This window comes from Kineococcus sp. DHX-1, assembly GCF_042473625.1.
Taxonomy (GTDB): domain Bacteria; phylum Actinomycetota; class Actinomycetes; order Actinomycetales; family Kineococcaceae; genus Kineococcus.
In genome coordinates, this window is the sequence record NZ_CP170445.1 from 1167680 (window position 1) to 1187816 (window position 20137).

20 protein-coding genes and 1 riboswitch are annotated in these 20137 nt (G+C 74.9%); of the genes, 10 read left to right on the top strand and 10 right to left on the bottom strand.

What is annotated here, in order from left to right:
* Window positions 1-11 precede the first annotated feature (11 nt).
* Window positions 12-308 (top strand): hypothetical protein, encoded by a 297-nt coding sequence (locus ACFEMC_RS05740; protein WP_380174416.1) that lies wholly within the window; start codon window positions 12-14, stop codon window positions 306-308.
* Between the two features lie 385 nt (window positions 309-693).
* Here ACFEMC_RS05740 and ACFEMC_RS05745 read toward each other — a convergent pair whose 3' ends face one another.
* The 6 genes from ACFEMC_RS05745 to ACFEMC_RS05770 form a co-directional block, all read right to left on the bottom strand.
* Window positions 694-1629 carry an LLM class flavin-dependent oxidoreductase gene (locus ACFEMC_RS05745; protein WP_380174418.1) on the bottom strand — a complete coding sequence of 312 codons (936 nt, stop codon included), beginning with the start codon at window positions 1627-1629 and terminating at the stop codon, window positions 694-696.
* Between the two features lie 342 nt (window positions 1630-1971).
* Entirely contained in the window at window positions 1972-3132 is a 1161-nt protein-coding gene (locus ACFEMC_RS05750; RefSeq protein WP_380174420.1) for a cysteine desulfurase family protein, read from the bottom strand.
* A 1-nt stretch (window position 3133) separates the two neighbouring features.
* A complete protein-coding gene (gene nadC, locus ACFEMC_RS05755; protein WP_380174422.1) occupies window positions 3134-4012 on the bottom strand; it encodes a carboxylating nicotinate-nucleotide diphosphorylase in 879 nt (292 codons plus the stop codon).
* Window positions 4009-5598, bottom strand: coding sequence for an L-aspartate oxidase (gene nadB, locus ACFEMC_RS05760; protein WP_380174424.1), 1590 nt, complete (start codon window positions 5596-5598; stop codon window positions 4009-4011). The genes nadC and nadB overlap by 4 nt, the downstream gene beginning before the upstream one ends.
* Complete coding sequence (gene nadA / locus ACFEMC_RS05765) at window positions 5595-6887, bottom strand: quinolinate synthase NadA (protein ID WP_380174426.1); 1293 nt, start codon at window positions 6885-6887, stop codon at window positions 5595-5597. Before nadA ends, nadB begins: the two co-directional genes overlap by 4 nt.
* Before the next feature lie 70 nt (window positions 6888-6957).
* Window positions 6958-7650, bottom strand: a complete 693-nt coding sequence (locus ACFEMC_RS05770) for an NUDIX domain-containing protein (RefSeq protein WP_380174428.1) — start codon at window positions 7648-7650, stop codon at window positions 6958-6960.
* A 449-nt stretch (window positions 7651-8099) separates the two neighbouring features.
* Here ACFEMC_RS05770 and ACFEMC_RS05775 point away from each other — a divergent pair, with 449 nt between their 5' ends.
* From ACFEMC_RS05775 to ACFEMC_RS05795, 5 genes are all read left to right on the top strand, one after another.
* Window positions 8100-9389: an MFS transporter gene (locus ACFEMC_RS05775; RefSeq protein ID WP_380174430.1), complete on the top strand. Its 1290-nt coding sequence runs from the start codon at window positions 8100-8102 to the stop codon at window positions 9387-9389.
* A gap of 42 nt (window positions 9390-9431) precedes the next feature.
* Entirely contained in the window at window positions 9432-10358 is a 927-nt protein-coding gene (locus ACFEMC_RS05780; RefSeq protein WP_380174432.1) for a DUF368 domain-containing protein, read from the top strand.
* Between the two features lie 354 nt (window positions 10359-10712).
* The gene (locus ACFEMC_RS05785) at window positions 10713-11438 is read left to right on the top strand and encodes a phosphatase domain-containing protein (RefSeq protein WP_380174434.1); all 726 of its coding nucleotides are present in this window, start codon (window positions 10713-10715) and stop codon (window positions 11436-11438) included.
* 342 nt (window positions 11439-11780) lie between these two features.
* Complete coding sequence (locus ACFEMC_RS05790) at window positions 11781-11948, top strand: hypothetical protein (protein ID WP_380174436.1); 168 nt, start codon at window positions 11781-11783, stop codon at window positions 11946-11948.
* Window position 11949: 1 nt separating this feature from the next.
* The gene (locus ACFEMC_RS05795) at window positions 11950-13098 is read left to right on the top strand and encodes an SPFH domain-containing protein (protein WP_380174438.1); all 1149 of its coding nucleotides are present in this window, start codon (window positions 11950-11952) and stop codon (window positions 13096-13098) included.
* Between the two features lie 20 nt (window positions 13099-13118).
* Here the strand turns inward: ACFEMC_RS05795 and ACFEMC_RS05800 are convergent, their stop codons facing one another.
* Complete coding sequence (locus ACFEMC_RS05800; RefSeq protein WP_380174440.1) at window positions 13119-14522, bottom strand: cryptochrome/photolyase family protein; 1404 nt, start codon at window positions 14520-14522, stop codon at window positions 13119-13121.
* A gap of 119 nt (window positions 14523-14641) precedes the next feature.
* Between ACFEMC_RS05800 and ACFEMC_RS05805 the strand changes: the two genes are divergently transcribed.
* The 3 genes from ACFEMC_RS05805 to ACFEMC_RS05815 all read left to right on the top strand — a co-directional run bounded on the left by ACFEMC_RS05805 (window position 14642) and on the right by ACFEMC_RS05815 (window position 17522).
* Complete coding sequence (locus ACFEMC_RS05805) at window positions 14642-15325, top strand: metal-dependent transcriptional regulator (RefSeq protein ID WP_367641356.1); 684 nt, start codon at window positions 14642-14644, stop codon at window positions 15323-15325.
* Window positions 15326-15621: 296 nt separating this feature from the next.
* Window positions 15622-15818, top strand: a riboswitch (cyclic di-AMP (ydaO/yuaA leader).
* A 2-nt stretch (window positions 15819-15820) separates the two neighbouring features.
* Window positions 15821-16678 carry a C40 family peptidase gene (locus tag ACFEMC_RS05810; protein ID WP_380174443.1) on the top strand — a complete coding sequence of 286 codons (858 nt, stop codon included), beginning with the start codon at window positions 15821-15823 and terminating at the stop codon, window positions 16676-16678.
* A 349-nt stretch (window positions 16679-17027) separates the two neighbouring features.
* Window positions 17028-17522, top strand: a complete 495-nt coding sequence (locus tag ACFEMC_RS05815) for an HNH endonuclease (RefSeq protein WP_380174445.1) — start codon at window positions 17028-17030, stop codon at window positions 17520-17522.
* Window positions 17523-17538: 16 nt separating this feature from the next.
* Here the strand turns inward: ACFEMC_RS05815 and arr are convergent, their stop codons facing one another.
* Window positions 17539-17952 (bottom strand): NAD(+)--rifampin ADP-ribosyltransferase, encoded by a 414-nt coding sequence (gene arr / locus ACFEMC_RS05820; protein WP_380174447.1) that lies wholly within the window; start codon window positions 17950-17952, stop codon window positions 17539-17541.
* Window positions 17949-18398, bottom strand: coding sequence for a hypothetical protein (locus tag ACFEMC_RS05825; protein WP_380174449.1), 450 nt, complete (start codon window positions 18396-18398; stop codon window positions 17949-17951). The genes arr and ACFEMC_RS05825 overlap by 4 nt, the downstream gene beginning before the upstream one ends.
* A 294-nt stretch (window positions 18399-18692) precedes the next feature.
* Between ACFEMC_RS05825 and ACFEMC_RS05830 the strand changes: the two genes are divergently transcribed.
* Complete coding sequence (locus ACFEMC_RS05830) at window positions 18693-19493, top strand: methyltransferase (protein WP_380174451.1); 801 nt, start codon at window positions 18693-18695, stop codon at window positions 19491-19493.
* Between the two features lie 2 nt (window positions 19494-19495).
* Here ACFEMC_RS05830 and ACFEMC_RS05835 read toward each other — a convergent pair whose 3' ends face one another.
* The gene (locus tag ACFEMC_RS05835) at window positions 19496-20014 is read right to left on the bottom strand and encodes a hypothetical protein (protein WP_380174453.1); all 519 of its coding nucleotides are present in this window, start codon (window positions 20012-20014) and stop codon (window positions 19496-19498) included.
* Between the last annotated feature and the right edge of the window lie 123 nt (window positions 20015-20137).

The window sequence follows — 20137 nt, forward strand, 5'->3', positions numbered from 1 at the left end:
TGTGTTCCGCGATGCTGCAGGTCCTGGCCAGCCAGGCTCCGTGGGCCCACGTGGACGCGTGGAGCGACTACCGCGATGAGCTGCCACCGCAGCTGGAGCGGGCGCAGGACGATCTGCGGCGCCTGCAGCGCGAACGGGACGGTGTGGACACCGGCACGGGCATCGACATCGACCGCACCGACACCGATCAGGAATCGCTGCCGGCGACCTGCGCGGCGTGGTCGATCCACGTGGAGCTGCTGCCGCGGCCGGGCAGCCGGCCTCGGCGGTGCTGCACGACGGTGCGTCCTCCGTCACCGCGGAGCTGACCGACGGCGAGGTCGGACAGCTGCGCGGGCGCGTCGAGGGCGTCGCCACGGTGCAACTGCTGCAGCGCCTGGACGCCCGAGTGCGAGTGCGGCGTGAGAACCAGGAGGGGCAGCGGCGTGCTCAGCGCCGAGGGCGCTGGTTGGGCTGGCTGCGCGAGTTGGTCGCGGGACCCGCTCACGGTGCCGGCCCGGTGTGCGGGCGGTGCGGGCATCCGCAGGGTGCTCGTCCCTGGCCCGGGCGGGCGGGCTGACGGCCTGCCCGCTGTGCGTCCACGAGGACGACCACGAACTGCGCGCGGAGATGAAGGCGTGCGGGCGCACAGAACCGGAGTGAGGCCTCACGCCCGGCGGGACGACCGGCAGGTCGGCGACGACTCCCAGGCGGCTACGGGTTCCTCGCGAGGCGGGCGATGACTTCACGCGCGGTGTCGAAGGCGCCTGCGCGCACCACCCGACGGTTGATGCCCCACCGCTGACGCGCGGTGTGCACCTGCTCGACGATCTCCTCCACGGTGCCGATCCACAGGTAGGGCGCGGTCAGCAGATCTTCCACGCGGGACCCGGTCTCCTGCGCCAGTCCAGCCGCCGTGCTGCGTCGGTCCTCGGTGGTGGTCACCACCTGCACCAGCGCCTCCAGTGGTGGCAGGTCCCGGCCGGCCGCCGTGGAGCCGGAGTGCACCGCGGCGACGGTGGCCCCGATGCGAGCCGGCGACCAGTCCACGGTGTGGGAGTGCCCATCGGCGGGGGTCCGTCCCAACCCGGAAAGGCCCACCGCGTCGGCGTGGGCGCCGACCCAGGCCAGCAGCTCGGAGTGGTTCCCACCGATCAGCAGCGGAACCCGGGGCTGCACGGGACGGGGGGCGGTGAGGACGACGTCGCGGCCTGCGCCGATGTCGGCGGCGGGCACGTTTCGCCCTTCCAGCAGGGTGCGCACCGCACCGGCCACCTCGATCAGGTGTTGCACGCGCCCGGAGGCATCGGGGCGGGTGCGCCCAGTCATCTTCCACTCCGCGGGGGTGTGACCTGCTCCGAGGCCGACCTCGGCACGTCCACCGGAGACGACGTCGAGGGTGGCGGTGTCGGCGGCGATGAGGAGAGCGTCGCGAACTCCAGCGTTCAGGACGTAGGTGCCCAGGCGCAGGGTCGTGGTGGCGGTGGCTGCTGCGGCCAGGGCGATGAAGGGGGAGGGTCCAGTGCCGGGGTGGTCGGAGACCAGCAAGGCGCGAAAGCCGGAGTCTTCGCAGCGGCGGGCGAGGTCGACCCAGGACCCAGCGTCCTGCGGTGAGGCTTGCAAGGACACCTGGACGGGGGGCTCGCTCACACCCCCACCGTGCTGCCCAGAGCACCTGGACGGCCAGCGTCACAGCGTGCGCTGAGGGCGAACGGCGACAGGGCGGATCGACACGAGCGGACGTCACGGTCGGACGAGATCGCGTGCTGAGTGCGGGATGACCGCGCGCCGCGGGGCCAGGCCTGCTGACGGGACGCGCAGTCCACGGCGCGCGGACGGTCCACTGCGGTGCGGGGATCGCGAGAGCCTGCCGTCGCGGGTCGGCCACGATCGCCCGAAGGGCATCAGCCGTCGCCGGCGAGGATGCGGAGCCGGCGCAGGAGCCTCGCAGGCTGGTGGGCACCCACCCGACCCGCCAGCAGGCTCTGCTCGTCAGGTGCGCAGCGCGCCCGCCACCCGGACCGCGTCGGGAAGCGCGGCCAGTACGCGATCCACGTCGTCGCCGGTCGAGCCGTTCCCGAGCGTGAACCGGACCGCCGTGCGCGCGAGGTCGGCGGACAACCCGGTCGCGAGCAGGACGTGGGAGGCGTCGTCCGAGCCTGCGGCGCAGGCGGACCCGCTGGAGCAGACGATGCCGGACTCCTCCAGCTCGGCGAGGACCGTCTCCCCGCCGACGCCCTCGAAGCAGAACGAGGCGTGGCCGGGGAGCCGGTGGGTGCGCGACCCGGTGAGCCGGGCGCCGGGCACGGTGGCGAGAACACCGTCGACGAGGCGGTCCCGCAGCGCCTGCAGGCGCGGCACCTCGACGTCGCGGGCGGTCGCGGCGAGGTGCAGCGCGACGGCGGTCCCGACGGCCGAGGCGACGTCGGACGTGCCCGAACGCCGGCCGAGCTCCTGGCCGCCGCCGTGCAGGACGGGCGCGAGCGGGACGGAACCGCGCACCCAGAGGAACCCCGCCCCCCGCAGTCCGCCGAACTTGTGGGCCGAGGCCGACAGCGCGTCCACGCCGAGGCGCTCGACGTCGACGTCGAGGTGCCCGGCGGCCTGGACGGCGTCGGTGTGCAGGGGGATCCCGTGGGGGCGGCACAGCGCGCCGATCTCGGCGAGCGGCTGGACCGTGCCGATCTCGTTGTTCGCGTACATCACCGACACCAGGGTCGTGTCCGGGCGCAGCAGCCGTTCCAGCTCCGCGAGGTCGAGGCGTCCGTCGGCGTCCACCCCCACGACGTCGACGGTGAACCCGCTGCCGCGCAGGGCGGACGCCGTCTCCAGCACGGCCGGGTGCTCGATCGCGGAGACGACGACGTGCCGGCCCCGGGGGTTCGCCGCGGCGATCCCCGTGACGGCGAGGTTGTCCGCCTCGGTTCCGCCGGCGGTGAACACGACCTCGCCGGGCCGGGCGCCGAGGACGTCGGCGACGGCCGCGCGGGCCGCGTCGAGACCGGCCTTGGCGGCCCGTCCCACCGCGTGCGCGCTCGAGGGGTTCCCCGTGACGTTCGTCAGGTACGGCCAGACGGCCTCCAGGACCTCGCGCCGGGGCGGGGACGTGGCCGCGTGGTCCAGGTACGCCACGGAGGCCACGGGGGTCTCCACGTCAGCTGCCCTGCACGGTCGTGTCGAGCCCGAGGTCGAGCGTGCGGGCGTTCTGCGTCAGCGCGCCCACCGAGACCAGGTCCACGCCCTGCTCGGCGATGCCGCGGACGGTCTGGAGGCTGACCCCGCCGCTGGCCTCGACGAGGGCGAGGGAACGGGACCGGACGAGCGCGACACCCGTCGCGAGGTCGGCCAGGGAGAAGTTGTCGAGCAGGACGACGTCGACGTCGGCGGCCAGGACGGCCTCGAGCTGGTCCAGCCGGTCGACCTCGACCTCGATCGTCGTCGTGTGGGACACGCTCTCCCGCACGGACTTCAGCGCGGTGGTGACGTCCAGCCCGCTCGCCAGCAGCACCGCGAGGTGGTTGTCCTTGACGAGGACCGCGTCCGACAGGGACCAACGGTGGTTGTGCCCGCCGCCGGCCCGCACGGCCGCTCGTTCCAGCGCCCGCAGCCCGGGGGTCGTCTTGCGGGTGTCGACGATCCGCGCGTCCGTGCCGGCGACGGCGTCGACGAAGGCCGCCGTCAGGGTCGCGACGCCCGACAGGTGCTGCAGCAGGTTCAGGGCGATGCGCTCGGCGCGCAGGACCCCGCGGGCCGTGCCGCGGACGCGGCCCAGGACGTCGCCCGCGGCGAAGCGGGTGCCGTCGGGGGACAGGTCGAGGACGTCCAGCGTCCCGCCCGTGAGCGCCGCGGCCTGGGTGAACGCCTCGCGGGCCGCCGCGGACCCGGCGAGGACCCCGGGTTCGCGGGCGACGAGCTGGGCGTCGGCGACGGCGTCGGCCGGCAGGAGCGACTCGCTCGTCACGTCGCCCCAGGGCGCGTCCTCGGCCAGGGCGAGCGCGACGACACCCGCTGGGGTGTTGGCGGTGGGGGTCACGGAGTCCTCCGGAGGCTGCGGCGGCGGGGCCGCGCGGGGGCGGTGGGGTGGTCGGAGCGGAAGTGGGCGCCGAGGCTCTCCTCGCGCGCCGTGGCGGCCGCGACGAGCAACTGCCCGGCCAGGAGGAGGTTCGCGTCCTCCCACGTCGCGCGGGGCACGTCGAGCGCGGCCACGTCGAGCTCCACGGGCGCCTCCTGCGGCGTGAGCAGCTTGGTCGCCACCGCGAGCCCGGCGGCCTCGCGGACGAGCCCGGCGTGCTCCCAGAGCGCGGCCTGCAGGTCCAGCCGCCCGACGTGGGCGGCGACCGGGCGGGCCGGGGACGGAACCTCGGTGACCTCGTCGTCGGGGAACGGCGCCGGCCCGGGCGTGGCCCGTTCGGCCGCGATGTCGGCGACCACCGCACCCCCCACGACGAGGGCCTCCAGGAGGGAGTTCGAGGCGAGCCGGTTCGCGCCGTGCACGCCCGTGCACGCGACCTCGCCCGCGGCCCACAGCCCCGGCAGCGACGTGCGGCCCGCGGCGTCGGTGCGGATCCCGCCCATCCAGTAGTGGGCGGCGGGGGTGACCGGCAGCGGGTCGTGCTCGGGGTCCAGGCCCGCGGCGGCGCTCAGCGATGCGATGCCCGGGAAGCGGTCCGCGAACGGCCGCCCCAGGTGCGTCGAGACCCCGGTCGCGTCGAGCACCACCGGCGTGCCGCCCTGGCCCGCCATCGCGGTGGCGATGGCGCGGGCGACGACGTCGCGCGGGGCGAGTTCGCCCCGGGGGTCGGCCTCGAGGGCGAAGCGCCGTCCGGTGGCGTCGCGCAGGACGGCACCCTCACCGCGCACGGCCTCGGAGACGAGGAACGGGGAGGTGACCGCGGCCACCGTGGGGTGGAACTGGAAGAACTCCAGGTCGGCCACGAGCGCGCCCGCCCGGAACGCCGCGGCGAGGCCGTCGGCCGTCGCGACGGTCGGGTTCGTCGTGCGGCTGTAGAGCTGGCCCGCACCGCCCGTGGCCAGGACGACAGCGCCCGCGTGCACGCGCAGCAGGGTGCGGGTGCCGCCGCGCGCCGGGCCGACGGCGAACTCCGCACCCGTCACGCGCCCGCCGGACGTCAGCAGGCCCAGCAGGAACGCGTCCTCGCGGACGTCGACGTCGCTGCGCCGCACCGCGTCGGCGAGCGCCTGGGAGACCGCGGCGCCCGTGCGGTCGCCGCCGGCGTGCAGGATGCGCGGCCGGGAGTGCGCGGCCTCCAGGCCCAGCGCCCACCCGGTCCCCGCGGTCGCGCTCCGGTCGAAGGCGACACCGCGTTCGGCCAGGACCCGCACCGCGGCGGGACCGGCCGCGCAGAGCGCCTGCGCCGCAGTGGGGGAGGAGAGCCCGGCGCCCGCGGCGAGGGTGTCCTCGACGTGCGCGGCGACGTCGTCCGGCCCGGTGGCGGCGGCGATCCCGCCCTGGGCGTAGGCCGTGCTGCCCTCGCCGAGCGTCGTCTTCGTGGCCAGCACGACCCGGCCGCCGCGGGCGGCCTCGAGCGCCGCGGTCAGGCCGGCGACGCCCGCACCGACGACCAGGACGTCGGTGGTGACCTCCGCGGCCGACGTCACGCGCCGACCGCCAGCATCCGTTCCACCGCCGTGCGGGCGTTGGCCGCGACCTCGGCGTCGACGCTGACCTGGTTCACGACCCGGCCCTCGACGAGGGACTCCAGCACCCACGCCAGGTAGGCCGGGTGGATCCGGTACATCGTCGAGCACGGGCAGACCACGGGGTCGAGGCACTCGATCGTCAGGTCGGGACGGGTGTCGGCGAGCCGGCGCACCATGTTGACCTCGGTGCCGATGGCGAACGCCGTCCCGGCCGGGGCGGCGTCGACGGCGAGCTGGATGTACCGCGTCGAGCCCGCCTCGTCGGCGGCGTCGACGACCTCCATGGGGCACTCGGGGTGGACGACCACGCGGACCTCGGGGTTCTTCGCCCGGGCCTGCGCGATCTGGTCGACCGTGAACCGCTGGTGCACCGAGCACCAGCCCCGCCACAGCACCACGCGCGCGTCCAGGAGGTCCTGCTCGGAGTTCCCGCCGCGGGGTTTGCGGGGGTCCCACAGGGGCATGTCCTCGACCGGGACGCCCATCGCCTTGGCGGTGTTCCGGCCCAGGTGCTGGTCGGGGAAGAACAGGACGCGCTGCCCTCGCTCGAACGCCCACTCCAGCACCTCGCGGGCGTTGGAACTCGTGCAGACGATCCCGCCGTGCGCGCCGCAGAAACCCTTGAGCGAGGCGGCGGAGTTCATGTACGTCACCGGGACGACGGGAACCCGGCCGTCGGCGTCGGGTTCGGTGCCGTAGACGGCGGCCAGCTGGTCCCAGCAGGCCTGCACCGCGTCGATGTCGGCCATGTCGGCCATCGAGCACCCGGCCGCGAGGTTCGGCAGGATCACCGGCTGGTCGTCGGTCGTCAGCAGGTCGGCCGTCTCGGCCATGAAGTGCACGCCGCAGAACACGACGAACTCGGCCTCGGGGTGCTTCAGCGACTGCTGCGCCAGCTGGAAGGAGTCACCGACGAAGTCGGCGTACTGCACGATCTCGTCGCGCTGGTAGGCGTGCCCCAGGATCGTCACCCGGGAACCGAGCGCCTCCTTCGCCGCACGGATGCGCCGGTCCAGTTCCTCGGCCGGCAGCAGGCGGTACTGCGCGGGGATCTGCTGCTGCACGGGGGAGTCCGCGGGGGCGGGGTCCTGCCGCGACGCACCCGCGCCGTACGTCGGCAGGGGCAGGGGCTGCCCGGGGACCGCGTCGAACTGCCACGGCGCGGTGGGCAGGTCGGGATCGCAGGTGCTGTCCACCCCACCCGGGGCGCGGGTGAGCAGGGCGATCTGCGTGGGGACGGACGCCATCGTGCTGCCTTCTCTCGGGAGTTCCCCGCGTGGGTCGCGGGGTGCTGGTGCTGGTCTGGTGCGGGGCGGGTCAGGCCAGGGGGCCGGCGGTCCGCAGCGGGCCGGCGGACCCGTCGGGGACGACGGCCCGGTACAGCTTGGGTGGTCGGTGCCGACCGCCGGTCTGCCGTTCGCCGGTCTCGACGACGGTTCCCGAGCCCTCGACCTGGCGCCGGAAGTTCGCCGGGTCCAGCGGCCGCTGCAGGACCGCCTCGTGCACCTCGCGCAGCTGCGCGAGGGAGAACTGCTCGTCGAGGAAGTGCTGGGCGACGTGCGCGAACTGCACCTTCGTGCGCAGCCGCCACAGCGCGTACTGGACGATCCCGTCGTGGTCGAAGGCCAGGCCCGTGCAGTCGTCGGCCGACGTCCAGCGGACGTTCTCGCCCTCCACCGCGGCCGCGGCCTCGTGGTTGCGCACGAGGGCGGAGTAGACGACGGACACGACGCGCTGGCCGGGGGAGCGGTCCGGCCGGCCGAAGGTGTAGAGCTGCTCGAGGTAGCTCGGCCGCAGCCCCGTGGTCTCGGCGAGCGTGCGGCGGCCGGCGTCGGACAGGCTCTCGTCCTGCCGCACCCAGCCGCCCGGCAGCGCCCACTGGCCACCGAACGGGTCGCGCGTGCGGCGCACCAGCGGCAGGTGCACGCGGACGTCGCCGCGGCGGTCGGGCAGCAGCGCGAAGATCACCGTCGAGACCGCGACGAGGATCACCTGCTGGGACGAGCTCATGGGACGACCGGACCCCGGATCAGTAAGGGTGGTTCTGACAACAACTCGGACGGCGAGCACTGTAGGCCCCCGCGTCCCCGATCGACAAGCGGCGCGCTCGGACGAGTGGGCGGTCCGCCGGCCACACCTCGGAAATACGGGGTGACAACTCCCGGGGAGCAGTCGTACCGTCGAGGTACACGGGAAGGAGGTGGTCCGAACACATGGTTTCTCATCGGACGCGTGAGGTGGCTGCCCGCTAGCAGCTGCGTGCAAGGACGCGGACCGCTCTGGTCGCCCCGCGCAGCGCGGCGAATCCACGGCAGTCACCGGGTCCCCGGGTGCCGGGTTGTCCACCGGCCCACGTCGACGGTCTCACGACCGGCGGCGCGGAAGCACCCGGGGACTTTCCGCGTCCGGGCCGGGTCCTCGCCGGGTGGTTCCCCCGGACAACGACCTATCCTCGCGCTGTGAGTTCACCACCCGCCGCGACGCGGCGGCGCCTGTTCGCCGACACCACCCCCCTGCGAGAGGTCCCCGCCTTCCGGTGGCTCTGGGTCGGGCAGTCCCTGGCCGGCATCGGCACCCAGCTGACCGTCGTCACCGTCGGCCTGCAGGTCTTCGCCCTCACCTCCTCCACCTTCGCCGTCGGCCTCGTGGGGGTCGTCGCGCTCGTCCCCCTCGTCGGGCTCGGGCTCTACGGCGGCGCGCTCGTCGACGCCCACGACCGGCGCCGGGTCGCGCTGCTCGCCTCGGCGGTCCTGTGGGTCCTCTCGATCGCGATCGCCGCACAGGCCTGGTGGCACGTCGACTCGGTCGGGCTGCTCTACGTCCTCGTCGCCCTGCAGAGCGCGGCCTTCGCCGTCAACAACCCGGCCCGCTCGGCCATCGTCCCCGGCATCGTCCCGCGCCACCTGCTGCCGGCCGCCAACGCGCTGTCCGGGACGACGAACGCGATCGCGCTGACCGTCGGGCCGCTGCTGGCCGGGTTCCTCGTCGCGACGTGGGGGTTCCAGGCCGCCTACACCGTGGACGCGGTGACGTTCGTGGCCGCGCTCGTCGGCGTGCACCGGCTCCCGCCGATGCGCCCGGAGGTGCTCGAGGGCAGCCGGCGGCCCGGCCTGCGCTCGGTGCTGGAGGGCGTCCGCTTCCTCGCCACCCGGCCCAACGTCCGGGCCACCTTCCTCGCCGACCTGTGCGCCATGGTGTTCGCCATGCCGCGCGTGTTGTACCCCGCGCTCGGCGCCGCCGAGCTCGGCGGGGGAGCCAGGACCGTCGGGCTGCTCGGGGCGGGGTTCGCCCTCGGCTCCGTCCTGGCGGGGCTGCTGTCCGGGCCCCTCGGCGGGGTCCGCCGGCAGGGCGCCGTCGTCGTCGGCTGCGTCGCCGTCTACGGCGCCTCGGTCGCCGCCTTCGGTGTCGTGCTCGTGCTCGCCCCGGACGGGGCGGGCGGGAAGCTGTGGGCCTGCGTCGGGCTGCTCGCCGTCTCCGGGGCCGCCGACGCCGTGAGCTCGATCTTCCGCGGCACGATCCTGCAGGTCGCGACGCCCGACGCCCTGCGCGGCCGGTTGCAGGGGGTGTTCATCGTCGTCGTCGCCGGGGGTCCGCGCCTCGGCGACCTCGTCCTCGGCTCCGCCGCGACGGGCATCGGCGAGGGGCTGGCCGCGCTCGCGGGTGGGGTGGCCTGCGTGGTCGCCGTGCTCGCGCTCGCGAGCGCCCAGCGGGGGTTCCTGCGGTACGACGCGCGCCACCCCGCGCCCTGACGGGGCGGCGGTCCGAACCCGCGGCGCGGTTACGGTGGGCCCGTGGACGCCGAAACGACTCCGACGCCCGAAATCCCTCGCGCCGACCGTCGCCGGGTGCCGCTGGACGTCGTCCGGGGCGGCCTCATCGGCTGCGCCGAAGTCGTCCCGGGGGTCAGCGGCGGCACGGTCGCCCTGGTCGCCGGTGTGTACGGGGACCTCGTCGACTCCGCCGGCCACGTGGTCAGCGCGGGCCGGTCGGCGCTGACGGCGGGGCCGCGGGCGGCGCGCGAGCACCTGCGCCGGGTGCGCTGGCCGGTCGTGGTCCCGGTCCTGGCCGGGATGGTCGTCGCGCTCCTGGCCGCCACGACGGTCCTCGAACCGGTCGTGGCGGACCACCCCGTCGGGTCCCGCGCGGTGTTCTCCGGACTGGTCCTCGCCTCGCTCGTCGTCCCGGCCCGGATGGTGGGGCGGTGGTCCCCGGCGCGGCTGGCCACGGCCGGTCTGGCGGCCGTCGCGGCCTTCCTGCTCACGGGGGTGCCGGCCGGCACCGCGGTCGACCCGCCCCTGCCCCTGGTCGCGGCGGCGGCCGCCCTCGCGGTCTGCGCGCTCGTCCTGCCCGGCGTCTCCGGGTCCTTCCTGCTGCTGACCATCGGCCTGTACGAGGTGACGCTCGCAGCCCTCAGCGAGCGGGACCTGGCCTACCTCGGGGCCTTCGCCCTGGGCGCGACGATCGGGCTGGCCTCCTTCGTCCGGGTCCTGCAGCACCTGCTCGTGCAGCGCACCGACCTCACGCTGTCGGTGATGACCGGGCTCATGGCCGGGTCGCTGCGGGCGCTGTGGCCGTGGCAGGGCGAGGACCGCACGCTCCTGGCCCCGGGCGCCGACCTCGGGCCCGTCGCGGCGCTCGCCCTGGCCGGTGCCGCCGGCGTGGTCGTGCTGATGCTCCTGCAGTCGCGGCTCGAGCGGCGCCAGGAGGCCGACGCGTGACGCCGGGGACTCCTGCGGTGGGCGGCGCCGAGCCCGGAGACGGGGTCGACCCGCTCCCCGTGTCCCGGCTCGGCACCGCCCTCTTCCGCGTCGGGCGGGCGCGCCGGGACGTCCTCGCGGCGTTCCTGCGGCGGCGGGGGTGGAGCTTCGCGGTGCTGCCCTACCCGGGCTACGGCACGCCCGGGCGGGTGCGGGTGCTGGGCCGCGTCGTGCTGGCCGCCCCGGGCCGCGAGCCGAGCGAGGTGCGCGGCGTCGCCGCCTGGCGGCGCCTGGTGACCCTGCAGCGCTCCCGGGTCGACGTCGAGGTCGCCGCGGAGGGTGGGCCGGGTCCGGTGACGGTGCGCAGCGGTCCGGGTGGTCTCCTCGACGCCGTCCTGCCGTGGGACCTGCCGCCGGGGACGCACCCCCGTCGAGTTCCGCGTCGGCGACCGCCCGGCCGTGCGGGCGCCGGTCCACGTCGCCGCCCCGGAGGCGCGGACGGGCATCGTCTGCGACATCGACGACACCGCCCTGCTCACCGGTCTGCAGCGGCCGTTGAGCGCCGCACGCCGCACCTTCACCCGGGCCTTCGCCCAGCGCGCCCCCGTCGAGGGGATGGCCGACCTCCTGACCGCCGTCCACGACGGTCCCGCCGGTAGTGGTGGTGGTGGACCCGTCGTCTACCTGAGCAACGGGCCGTGGAACTTCAACGAGCCGCTCACCCGGTTCCTGGACCGCCACGGCTTCCCGGCCGGTGCCCTGCTGCTGACGGACTGGGGACCGTCCTCTGAGGGGTTCTTCCGCGACGGTCGGTTGCACAAGCGGCGCAGCCTGCAGCGGCTGCGCACCGACCACCCCGGGGTGCGGTGGTTCCTCGTCGGCGACGACGGGGAGCACGACCCGCAGATCTACCGCGAGTTCGCCCGCGAGCACCCCGGTGACGTCGAGGCCGTGGCCCTGCGCGAGGTCGGGGACGTGCTCCCGTCCGGCGGGCAGGACGGGGACGACCGGGTCGAGCTCGTGGGGGAGGTCCCCGTGGTGCGGGGGCCGGACGGGCACGTGCTGCTGCGGCGTCTGCGTGCCGCCCTGGCGGTGCGCTGACCGGACCGGCTGACGCCGCGCGGCGACGGCGTGCGTTCCTGCACGCCCCGCGAGGTGGTTCCCTGACCGGTGGCGGTGACCTCCCGCTGCGGCGGGTGTGCACCGGTTGTGCGAACTCGGGGCGTGCGGTGTGACGTGTCCGGACCCGTTGGCGCAGTGTGCCTTCCGCCAGGTGGGCCGGTCGTCGCGGGAGTTCTGCGTCGGCCCCCCGGGGACGGGCCGGGTGAGTAGTCTGCGTCCCGAGCGAACGAAGTGGGGGCGCCGGTGGATCGCGAGGTCGTGGGTCGCCAGGGGCGTGTCACGGTCCGCATCCGCGGGGCCGGCCGACCTGGGGAGGTCACCGTGCAGGTCCGCGGTGCCACCGAGAGCTTCATCGCCTACTGCGACGGCGAGGTGCACCTCGGCGAGGCCGTGCTGGTGGCCTCGAGCCGGGGGGACCGGTCCGTCGAGGTGTACCCCGTGAACCAGTTGCGGGTGCCGCCGCGCACCCCGCCGTCCCAGGAGGACTGACATGTTCGGGTACCGCATCCCGCAGCCGGACGAGGCGCTGCTGATCTCCGGTCGCCGGTCCCGCGACGGCGGTGAGACCCCCTTCCGGATCGTCACCGGCCACGGCGTGTTCGTCGTGCCCGTCCTGCGCCGCGCCAGCACCCTCACGCTGGCGATGCAGGAGGCCGAGGTCGACGAGGACTGCTACACCACGCAGGGTCTGGCCGTGCACGTCCGGGCCGTCATCGCCTTCAAGGTCGGCGACGACACCGAGAGCATCACCAAGGCCGCGCGGCGCTTCCGGCGCGACCAGCGGCAGATGCCGGCCCTCGTCGGGCGGATCTTCTCCGGCCACCTGCGCTCGATCGTCGGCAGCATGACCGTGGAGAGCATCATCCGCGACCAGCAGGCGCTCGCGGAGAACATCGTGGGCGCCTCGAAACCGGAACTGGCCCGCATCGGCCTGGTCGTGGACTCCCTGCAGATCAGCCAGATCGACGACAAGGACATCGGGTACATCGCGGCCCTGGCCAAACCGCACCAGGCCGAGGTCGACAAGGCCGCCTCCGTCGCGGCCGCCCGGGCTGCCCAGCAAGCCGCTGCGGCGGAGCAGGAGAGCGCGCGGAACCAGGCGGAGTACGCCCGGCAGACGGCCATCGTCCGCGCCCAGTACCAGGCCGAGGTGGACGCCGAGCAGCGCAAGGCCGCGGCGGCCGGTCCCCTCGCGGACGCGAAGGCGCAGCAGGCCGTCATCGAGGCCCAGCAGGAGGTCGCGCGCCGCAACGCCGAACTCCGGCGCGAGCAGCTGACCGCCGAGGTCGTCCGACCCGCGGAGGCCGAGGCCGCCCGCGTGCGCATCGCCGCCGAGGCGGAGGCCGACGCCATCCGCCGCCGCGCCGAGGCCGCGGCCAGCAGCGACCGGATCGCGCTGGAGCAGCGGATGATCGAACTGCTGCCCGAGATGGTGCGGGCCGCCGGCACCGGGCTCGGGGGCGCGAACGTCACCGTCCTGAACGGGGCGACGGGGTTGAACGAGGTCGTCGCGCAGCTGGCCGGTCAGGGGTCGGCGGTGCTGCGCTCGGTCCTGGAGAACCTCGACGTCACCGCCCGGCCGGCCGACGAGCCCCGGGGCGAGGCCGACGGCCGTCGCCGGGCCCAGCTGGAACCCTGACCCCCGGCCCGTCCGGTGGGTCAGCCCTTGACGCGCGCGTAGTCGTCGAGGGCGACCTGCCGTTCGTGGGCGTGGTCGACGATCCGTTCCGGGTACCCGTGGGCGTACCCGTCCGCCACGTCCCACGGCGTGTGCGCGGCCTTCCCGCTCACGTGCCGCAGTTCCGGCACGTAGCGTCGGACGTAGTCGCCCTCGGGGTCGAACTTCTGCCCCTGGGTCACCGGGTTGAAGACGCGGAAGAACGGTGAGGCGTCGGTGCCCGAACCCGCGACCCACTGCCACCCGTGGTTGTTGCTGGCGAGGTCGCCGTCGCGCAGCCAGTGCAGGAACTCGCGCGCGCCGTGGCGCCACTCGACGTGCAGGTCCTTGACGAGGAAGCTCGCGACGATCATCCGGACACGGTTGTGCACCCACCCGACCGACCGCAGCTGACGCATCCCGGCGTCGACGATCGGGAACCCCGTCCGCCCCTCCGCCCACGCCGTGAACGCCTCCCCGGGATCGGTGTAGCGCAACCCGGCGAGCTGCGGCTTGTAGTACTCCCGCGCGCTGTCGGGTCGGTTCCACAGGACGTCGGCGTAGAAGTCGCGCCAGCACAACTCGGTCCGGTAGGTCTGCGCGCCGTCGGACCGCTTGCGGCGCAGGTCGGCCAGCAACGTCCTCGGGTGCAGCTCACCCCACTTCAGGGCGTGCGAGAGCTGGGAGGTGCCGTCGTGGTCGGGGCGGTTCCGCTCGTCGCCGTAGTCGGCCAGGCCGTGCTCGAGGAAGTCGTGCCAGCGGTCGTGGGCGGCCTCCTCGCCCGCCTCGGGCAGTTCGAGGTCACCGAGGTCGGGTTCGGCCGGCCAGTGCCGGCCGTCGACGCCCTCGCCCTCGCCGGTCCAGCGCACGTCGTCGGGCAGCTCGGCCGGTTCGGGCCACCCGTGCTCGTTCCAGGCGCGGGAGAACGGCGTGAACACCTGGAACGGCTTGCCCGAGCCGTTGAGGATGGTGCCCGGCCCGATCGCGTAGGGGGTACCGGTGCGGACCAGTTCGCGGTCGTCGTCGGCCAGCGCGGAGGCGACGTCGTCGTCGCGTCGACGGCCGTAGGGCCCGGCGTCGGCGCTGACGTGCACCCGGCGGGCACCGACCCGGCGCGCGACGCTGCGGACGACCGCGGTCGGCTCACCGCGCTCGACGACGAGCCGGCCGCCGAGGTCGGCGTCGAGAGCCCGCAGCGAGCGCAGCAGGTACGCGCGGCGGACGTCGCCGGAGGGGCCCCACAGGGCGGGGTCGACGACGAAGAGGGGGAGGACCTCACCGTCCGCGACCGCGGCGAGGAGCGCGGGGTGGTCGTGCAGGCGCAGGTCCCGCCGGAACCACAGGACGCTGGTGCCGCTGCGCGAACTCGAGCGGGACGTCGCGGGGGACTTGGACGGGGTCGCCACGGTCGTCGACGCTAGCTGCGGCGCCCCGGGTCCGCTATCGGGAGACGTTCGCAGCTCCCGTGCTCGCGCGGGGCGGGACAGGGGTGCGACCACCGGGGCCGATGCCGGATGATGACCGGGTGAGCGATCTCATCGACACCACCGAGATGTACCTCAAGACGGTCTTCGAACTGGAAGAGGAAGGCATCGTGCCGATGCGCGCTCGCATCGCCGAGCGGCTGCACCACTCCGGCCCCACCGTGTCCCAGACGGTGGCCCGCATGGAACGGGACGGGCTGCTGCACGTCGGCACCGACCGCCGCCTGCAGCTGACCGAGGCCGGCAACGCCAAGGCCATGCGCGTCATGCGCAAGCACCGGCTGACCGAGCGGCTGCTGACCGACGTCATCGGCCTGGAGTGGAGCCTCGTCCACGAGGAGGCCTGCCGCTGGGAGCACGTGGTGTCCGAGGAGGTCGAGAAGCGGCTCGTCGCGATCCTGGACCACCCGCACTTCGACCCCTACGGCAACCCGATCCCCGGGCTCGCCGAGCTCGGGGAGGGCGAGGCGTCCGAGGCCTTCCGGGCCGGGGTGAAGCCGCTGACGGCCCCGGACGTCGAGGGCCGGACGGTCGTCGTGCGGCGCCTGGGCGAGCCCCTGCAGACCGACGTCCCGCTGCTGGCCAAGTTCCACAGCGCGGGGCTGGTGCCCGGCGTCGAGGTCGTCGCCAAGTCCTCCGGCGCCGGCGTCGAGGTCACCGTGGGGGAGACCGTGGTGGATCTCACACAGGCCGAGGCGGGGCACATCTTCGTCGCCGTGGGCTGACGCCCGGGCCCCTCGCAGCGGGCCCCCGCTCACCACGGTGCGGACCCTTCCGCCACCGGGAACCACTCGGACGGCCCCCTGGGGGAGCGTTGCAGCGCAGCCTGTGACGTCCACCGGGGGGCCGTCACCCGTTCGGCCCTCACGCAGATCGGCGCTCAGTGCCGATCGGTCACCGTCCGTGATGAGATGATTCACGGGACGTCACCAGCCCGGCACCTGTTCGTCACCGGGTCGTGACATCGCCGTCGTCGGCGGGTTATGGTCCACCCGCAGCCACGACCACGCACGTGGATGCCCTCCAGCGGACGCCGAGCCCTGCCACCGCGACGAGGTCCCCCGAGACATCACATGGCAGGGGTGGGGGAACCAAGTTCTCCGGGTGAGGCCGACCGCCAGGTCGACCGAGCCCTTGGGGTGAAGCCGGTGCGAACCGGCCGGGCTACTCCCTGCCCGAACCCGACAGCTCACCTCGCAGGCGTCGGAGAGGCCCACACCTTGACGACTCGCGTCCAGGCGCGCCACCGCGCTGCCGTCCGTCCGCTCACGCCCTTCACCGACCTGTCGGACAGCGTCGCCCGCACTGCCGGAGGGGCCGCTCGCACCGGCGCCGTCGCGGCCGCTGCCGGTGGTCTGCTCGTCGCGGTCGCCCTGCCCGCCGGCGCGGCCCCCGCCGCCGCCCCGTCCGCGGTCGACGCGAGCGTCGCCTCGGTCGCCGGCGTCGTCCCCGCCGCCTTCGGCACCACGGCTCCCGGGGTCGTCTCCGCACCCGCCACCGCGACGACGCTGGCGACCACCGCCACCTTCGCCGCCGCCCCGGCCCCGGCCCCCGTGGTCGTCGCCCCCGTGATCGAGCGCGCCGCCCGCACCGGCGACGCCGCCCCGGTCATCGCCTCCAGCGTCGCCGAGAGCGCCGTGGCCGTGGCCCAGCCGGCCGCCGTCGAGGTCGCCGCCGCGCCGGCCCCCGCGCCGGCGCCGGCTCCCGCGCCGGCCCCGCTCGGTGCGCAGATCCTGTCCATCGCCGACGACTACGCCGGTGTGCCCTACGTCTACGGCGGCACCACGCCGTCCGGCTTCGACTGCTCGGGCTACACCAGCTACGTGTACCGCCAGGTCGGCGTGAACATCCCGCGCACCGCCAACGCGCAGAAGCAGGCCGCGGCGACCATCTCGCGCGCCGCCGCCGTCCCGGGCGACCTCGTGTTCTTCTCGAACTCGGGTGGCCGGGCGTACCACGTCGGCATCTACGCCGGCGACAACATGATGTGGGACGCCCCCCGGTCCGGGAAGCCCGTCCAGCTCCGCGCGATCTGGAGCGACGCCGTGTCCTTCGGCCGGCTGGCCCCCACGGCCTGAGACCGTCCCGTCCAGAGGCGTGCACCGCGACGCGGTGCACGCCTCCTGTGCGTCCGGCACCGGCTGGTGCGGGCGTTCACGAGAAAGTTGCTGACTCTTCCACCACCTGCGACGTACGCTGCCGTCAACGACGACGGGACGCACCGACTCGGGGAGGGCTCATGGGCGCACACCAGCTCAGCGCCGCCCCCTGCCGCACCACGGGGGCCGGGACAGCGATACCGCACGGGCCCGCCGGGCAGCACGTCGTGGGGCACCACCGCGTGCACCACCACCATGTGGCCGTCGTCGCTCTCAGAGGCGCCTCCCCCGACGGGGACGGCGCCTCTTGTCGTCTCAGGAGGTGGATGTGCGCACGCTCGTGCTGAACGCCGGCTACGAACCGCTCGCGGTCGTGTCCTTCCGGCGGGCCCTGGTCCTGGTGCTGGCGGGGAAGGCGTCGGTCGTCCTCGCGGACGCCGATCCCGTCGTCGGCGCCACGGTGAGCCTGGAACGCCCGTCCGTCATCCTCCTGACCCGGTACGTCCGGGTGCCCCGGGGCCAGGTCGTGCCGGTGAGCCGTCGCGGGGTCCTGCGCCGCGACCACCAGCGGTGCGCCTACTGCCGCGGCCACGCCACCACGGTGGACCACGTGATGCCGCGCAGCCGTCGGGGCCCGGACAGCTGGGAGAACCTCGTGGCCTGCTGCGTGCGCTGCAACAACGCCAAGGGCGACCGGACGCCGGAGGAGATGGGCTGGCACCTGCCCTTCCGGCCGGGCCCGCCGCGCGGGGCGTCCTGGGCGGTGCGCGGGGCCGACCAGGCCGACCCGCGGTGGGACTCCTTCCTGGCCACGGCCGCCTGAGCGGACGCCGGGGTCGTCAGTTGACGATCTCGGCGTCCGTGTCCCGCAGCACGGTCAAGCGTTCCGTCCACTGCTGCAACGCCTCCGGCGTCAGGCGGGTCCAGTCGTGGACCTCGCGCACGACCCGCAGCGGGGCCGAGCTGCGGAACGATCGCGTGGGGTTGCCGGGGAACTTCTTGTCCGTGACGTTCGGGTCGTCCTCGAAGGGGCCGGTCGGTTCCACCTCGTAGACGTGCGGGTCGCCGCCGCCCAGCACGACGGCCAGCTCGGCCGCCAGCCCGGCGCCGTCGCACAGCGCCGTGAAGTAGACGTGGTTCATGACGACCTCGGGGCGGTAGTTCGAGGGGCGCCCGGCCACCAGCAGGTCGCCGGGGGAGACCTCGGCCCTGGTGCCGTGGAAGAAGGGACCCCGCTCGTCCGGCTGCGTCATCCCGGCAGCGTAGGCCTCAACCGGTCTGCCGCTGCGGCCTCGGCGAGGGCCTGCACCGCGTGCAGGGGAGCGAAGGGCAGCACGAGTTCCACCCGGAACGACGAGCCCGCGGCCAGGGCCAGCCAGGAAGCGCTCGTCCGCCCCTCCTCGCGCCGCAGGACGTGGACGGGCGGGCTGCCCGGCGAGCGCACCGTCGTCGAGGAGACGGCTCGCGACTCCTCCCACGCCTGAATCTGCGGGTCGTCGTCGCCGGGGTCACCCGGCTCCGCGAGGCTGCGCCCCCAGGTGATCCGCACCCACCCTGCGCCGGCGGGTCGGTCGCCCTCGAGCACGACTTCGCCCGGGTCGACGCCGGGCGGCGCGAACACGACGAGCAGCGAGTGGAGGTCCTGAGCGCCGCGGCCCGGAGGTGGTGCGGTGGCGCGGGGCACGGGGTGGTCGAGCACCGTCTGCCTGCCGAAGGCGCGGACGGAGGTCGTGCAGCCCCGACGGTCCAGGGCCGGGACCCGCGGCAGGTGGACACCGAGGTGCGCGGAGACCTCGGCGGTCTCGAGGGGCGTCGTCCACTCCCGGACCGGGGTCAGCCGGACGCGGTTGACCCCCGCCGCCCCCAGTGCTGAACGAGCTGGAGGCGCTCCAGCCGCTCGGTGGTGGCGGGCGTGAGGGCGACCGCGGGCAGGAGGGTCCGCACCGGCCCATGGTGGACCACCAGCGGGCACCGCGTCCTAGGCTCGGACGCCGTGACTGACGGCGACACCGGCACCGACGTCTTCGGCGGCCGCACGGAGCAGTGGCGGGCGTGGCAGGACGAGCCCTGGGGGCGGTTGCGGTACTCCCTCGTCGCCACGACCACCGCCCGCGCGGTGGCGCACCTGCCCGGACCCCTGCGGGTCGTCGACGTCGGGGGCGGCGACGGGGCGGACGCCCTGCCCCTGGCGCGGGCCGGCCACGCGGTCACCGTCGTCGACGTCTCCCGGCCCCTGCTGCAGGCGGCGGTGGACCGGTTCGCCGAGGCGGGGCTCGCGGACCGGCTGCGCACCGTCCACGCCGACCTGGACGACCTGCGCCGCGACAGCGAGGGGGCCGGTGCCGTCGACGTCGTGCTGTGTCACAACGTGGTCCACTACCGCGACGACGTGCAGGCGACCGTCGCCACCCTGGTGGGTCTGGTGCGGCCCGGCGGGGTCGTCTCCGTCATGGCGCCGAACCCGGCCATGGACGTCCTGTCCGCCGCGGTGCGCCGCACGGATCCGGCCGCCGCGCTCGCGGTGCTCGACGCCCCGACGGTGCACGGCGTCACGTTCGACCACCCGATGCGACGGGTGGAGGCGGCCACGGTGGAGGAGGCCCTGACCGCGGCCGGGTGCAGGATCCGGCACCGCTTCGGCATCCGCTGCGTCATGGACCTCGTCGCCGACGACGAGGTCAAGCACGACCCGGAGTTCTACGGACGCTTGGAGGAGCTCGAGACGGCCCTGTGCGAGCGGGACCCCTACCGGCTGACCGCCCGGTTCTGGCAGGTCACCGCCACGCGCGGCTGAGGTCAGCCCGGCGCGCCGCCCGCCTGCGCCAGCAGCTCGCGCGCCACCTGCTCGGAGAACAGCCACTCCTGCGGGTGGTGCACCTCCTCGTCCCCGTCCTCGGACAGTTCCGGCTCGACCTCCTCGTACCCGATCGCCCGCCCGCCCACGTGGTAGCCGTGGGAGGCGAACTCCGAGCCGTCGGTGCAGACGCTGTGCACGATGAGACCGGGGTGCTGACGGGAGAGGGTCGCCCACACCGTCTCCGGCCCGGAGTACGCCGTCGCCACCCGGTAGACGAGGCGCTCGGGGAGGTCCTGCACCAGTGCGGAGTCCACCTCCGGCAGGGACGTCCCCCACGCGGCGAGGGCCCGGTCGCGGTCCCAGGCGTCGAGGTCCAGCCCGGTGGGGACCGCCGCCTCCAGGCTCAGGTCGTTCGTCGGGGAACTGGGCACGGCGGGGCGGACCTGTTCGCGCACCGCGGTCAGGACGGCCGGGTCGAGGCAGAAGAACGTGACGATCGAGTCGGCGGTGTTGGCCACGACGGCAGCGTGGCAGTTCGGGCACGACGACGGCCAGAGCTCCGGCGACCCCCGGGCGAAAACCGGAGGCCGGACGGTCTCCCGCCTCGCTAGCGTCGACGGGGCGCACCCGCCGCCTCGTCC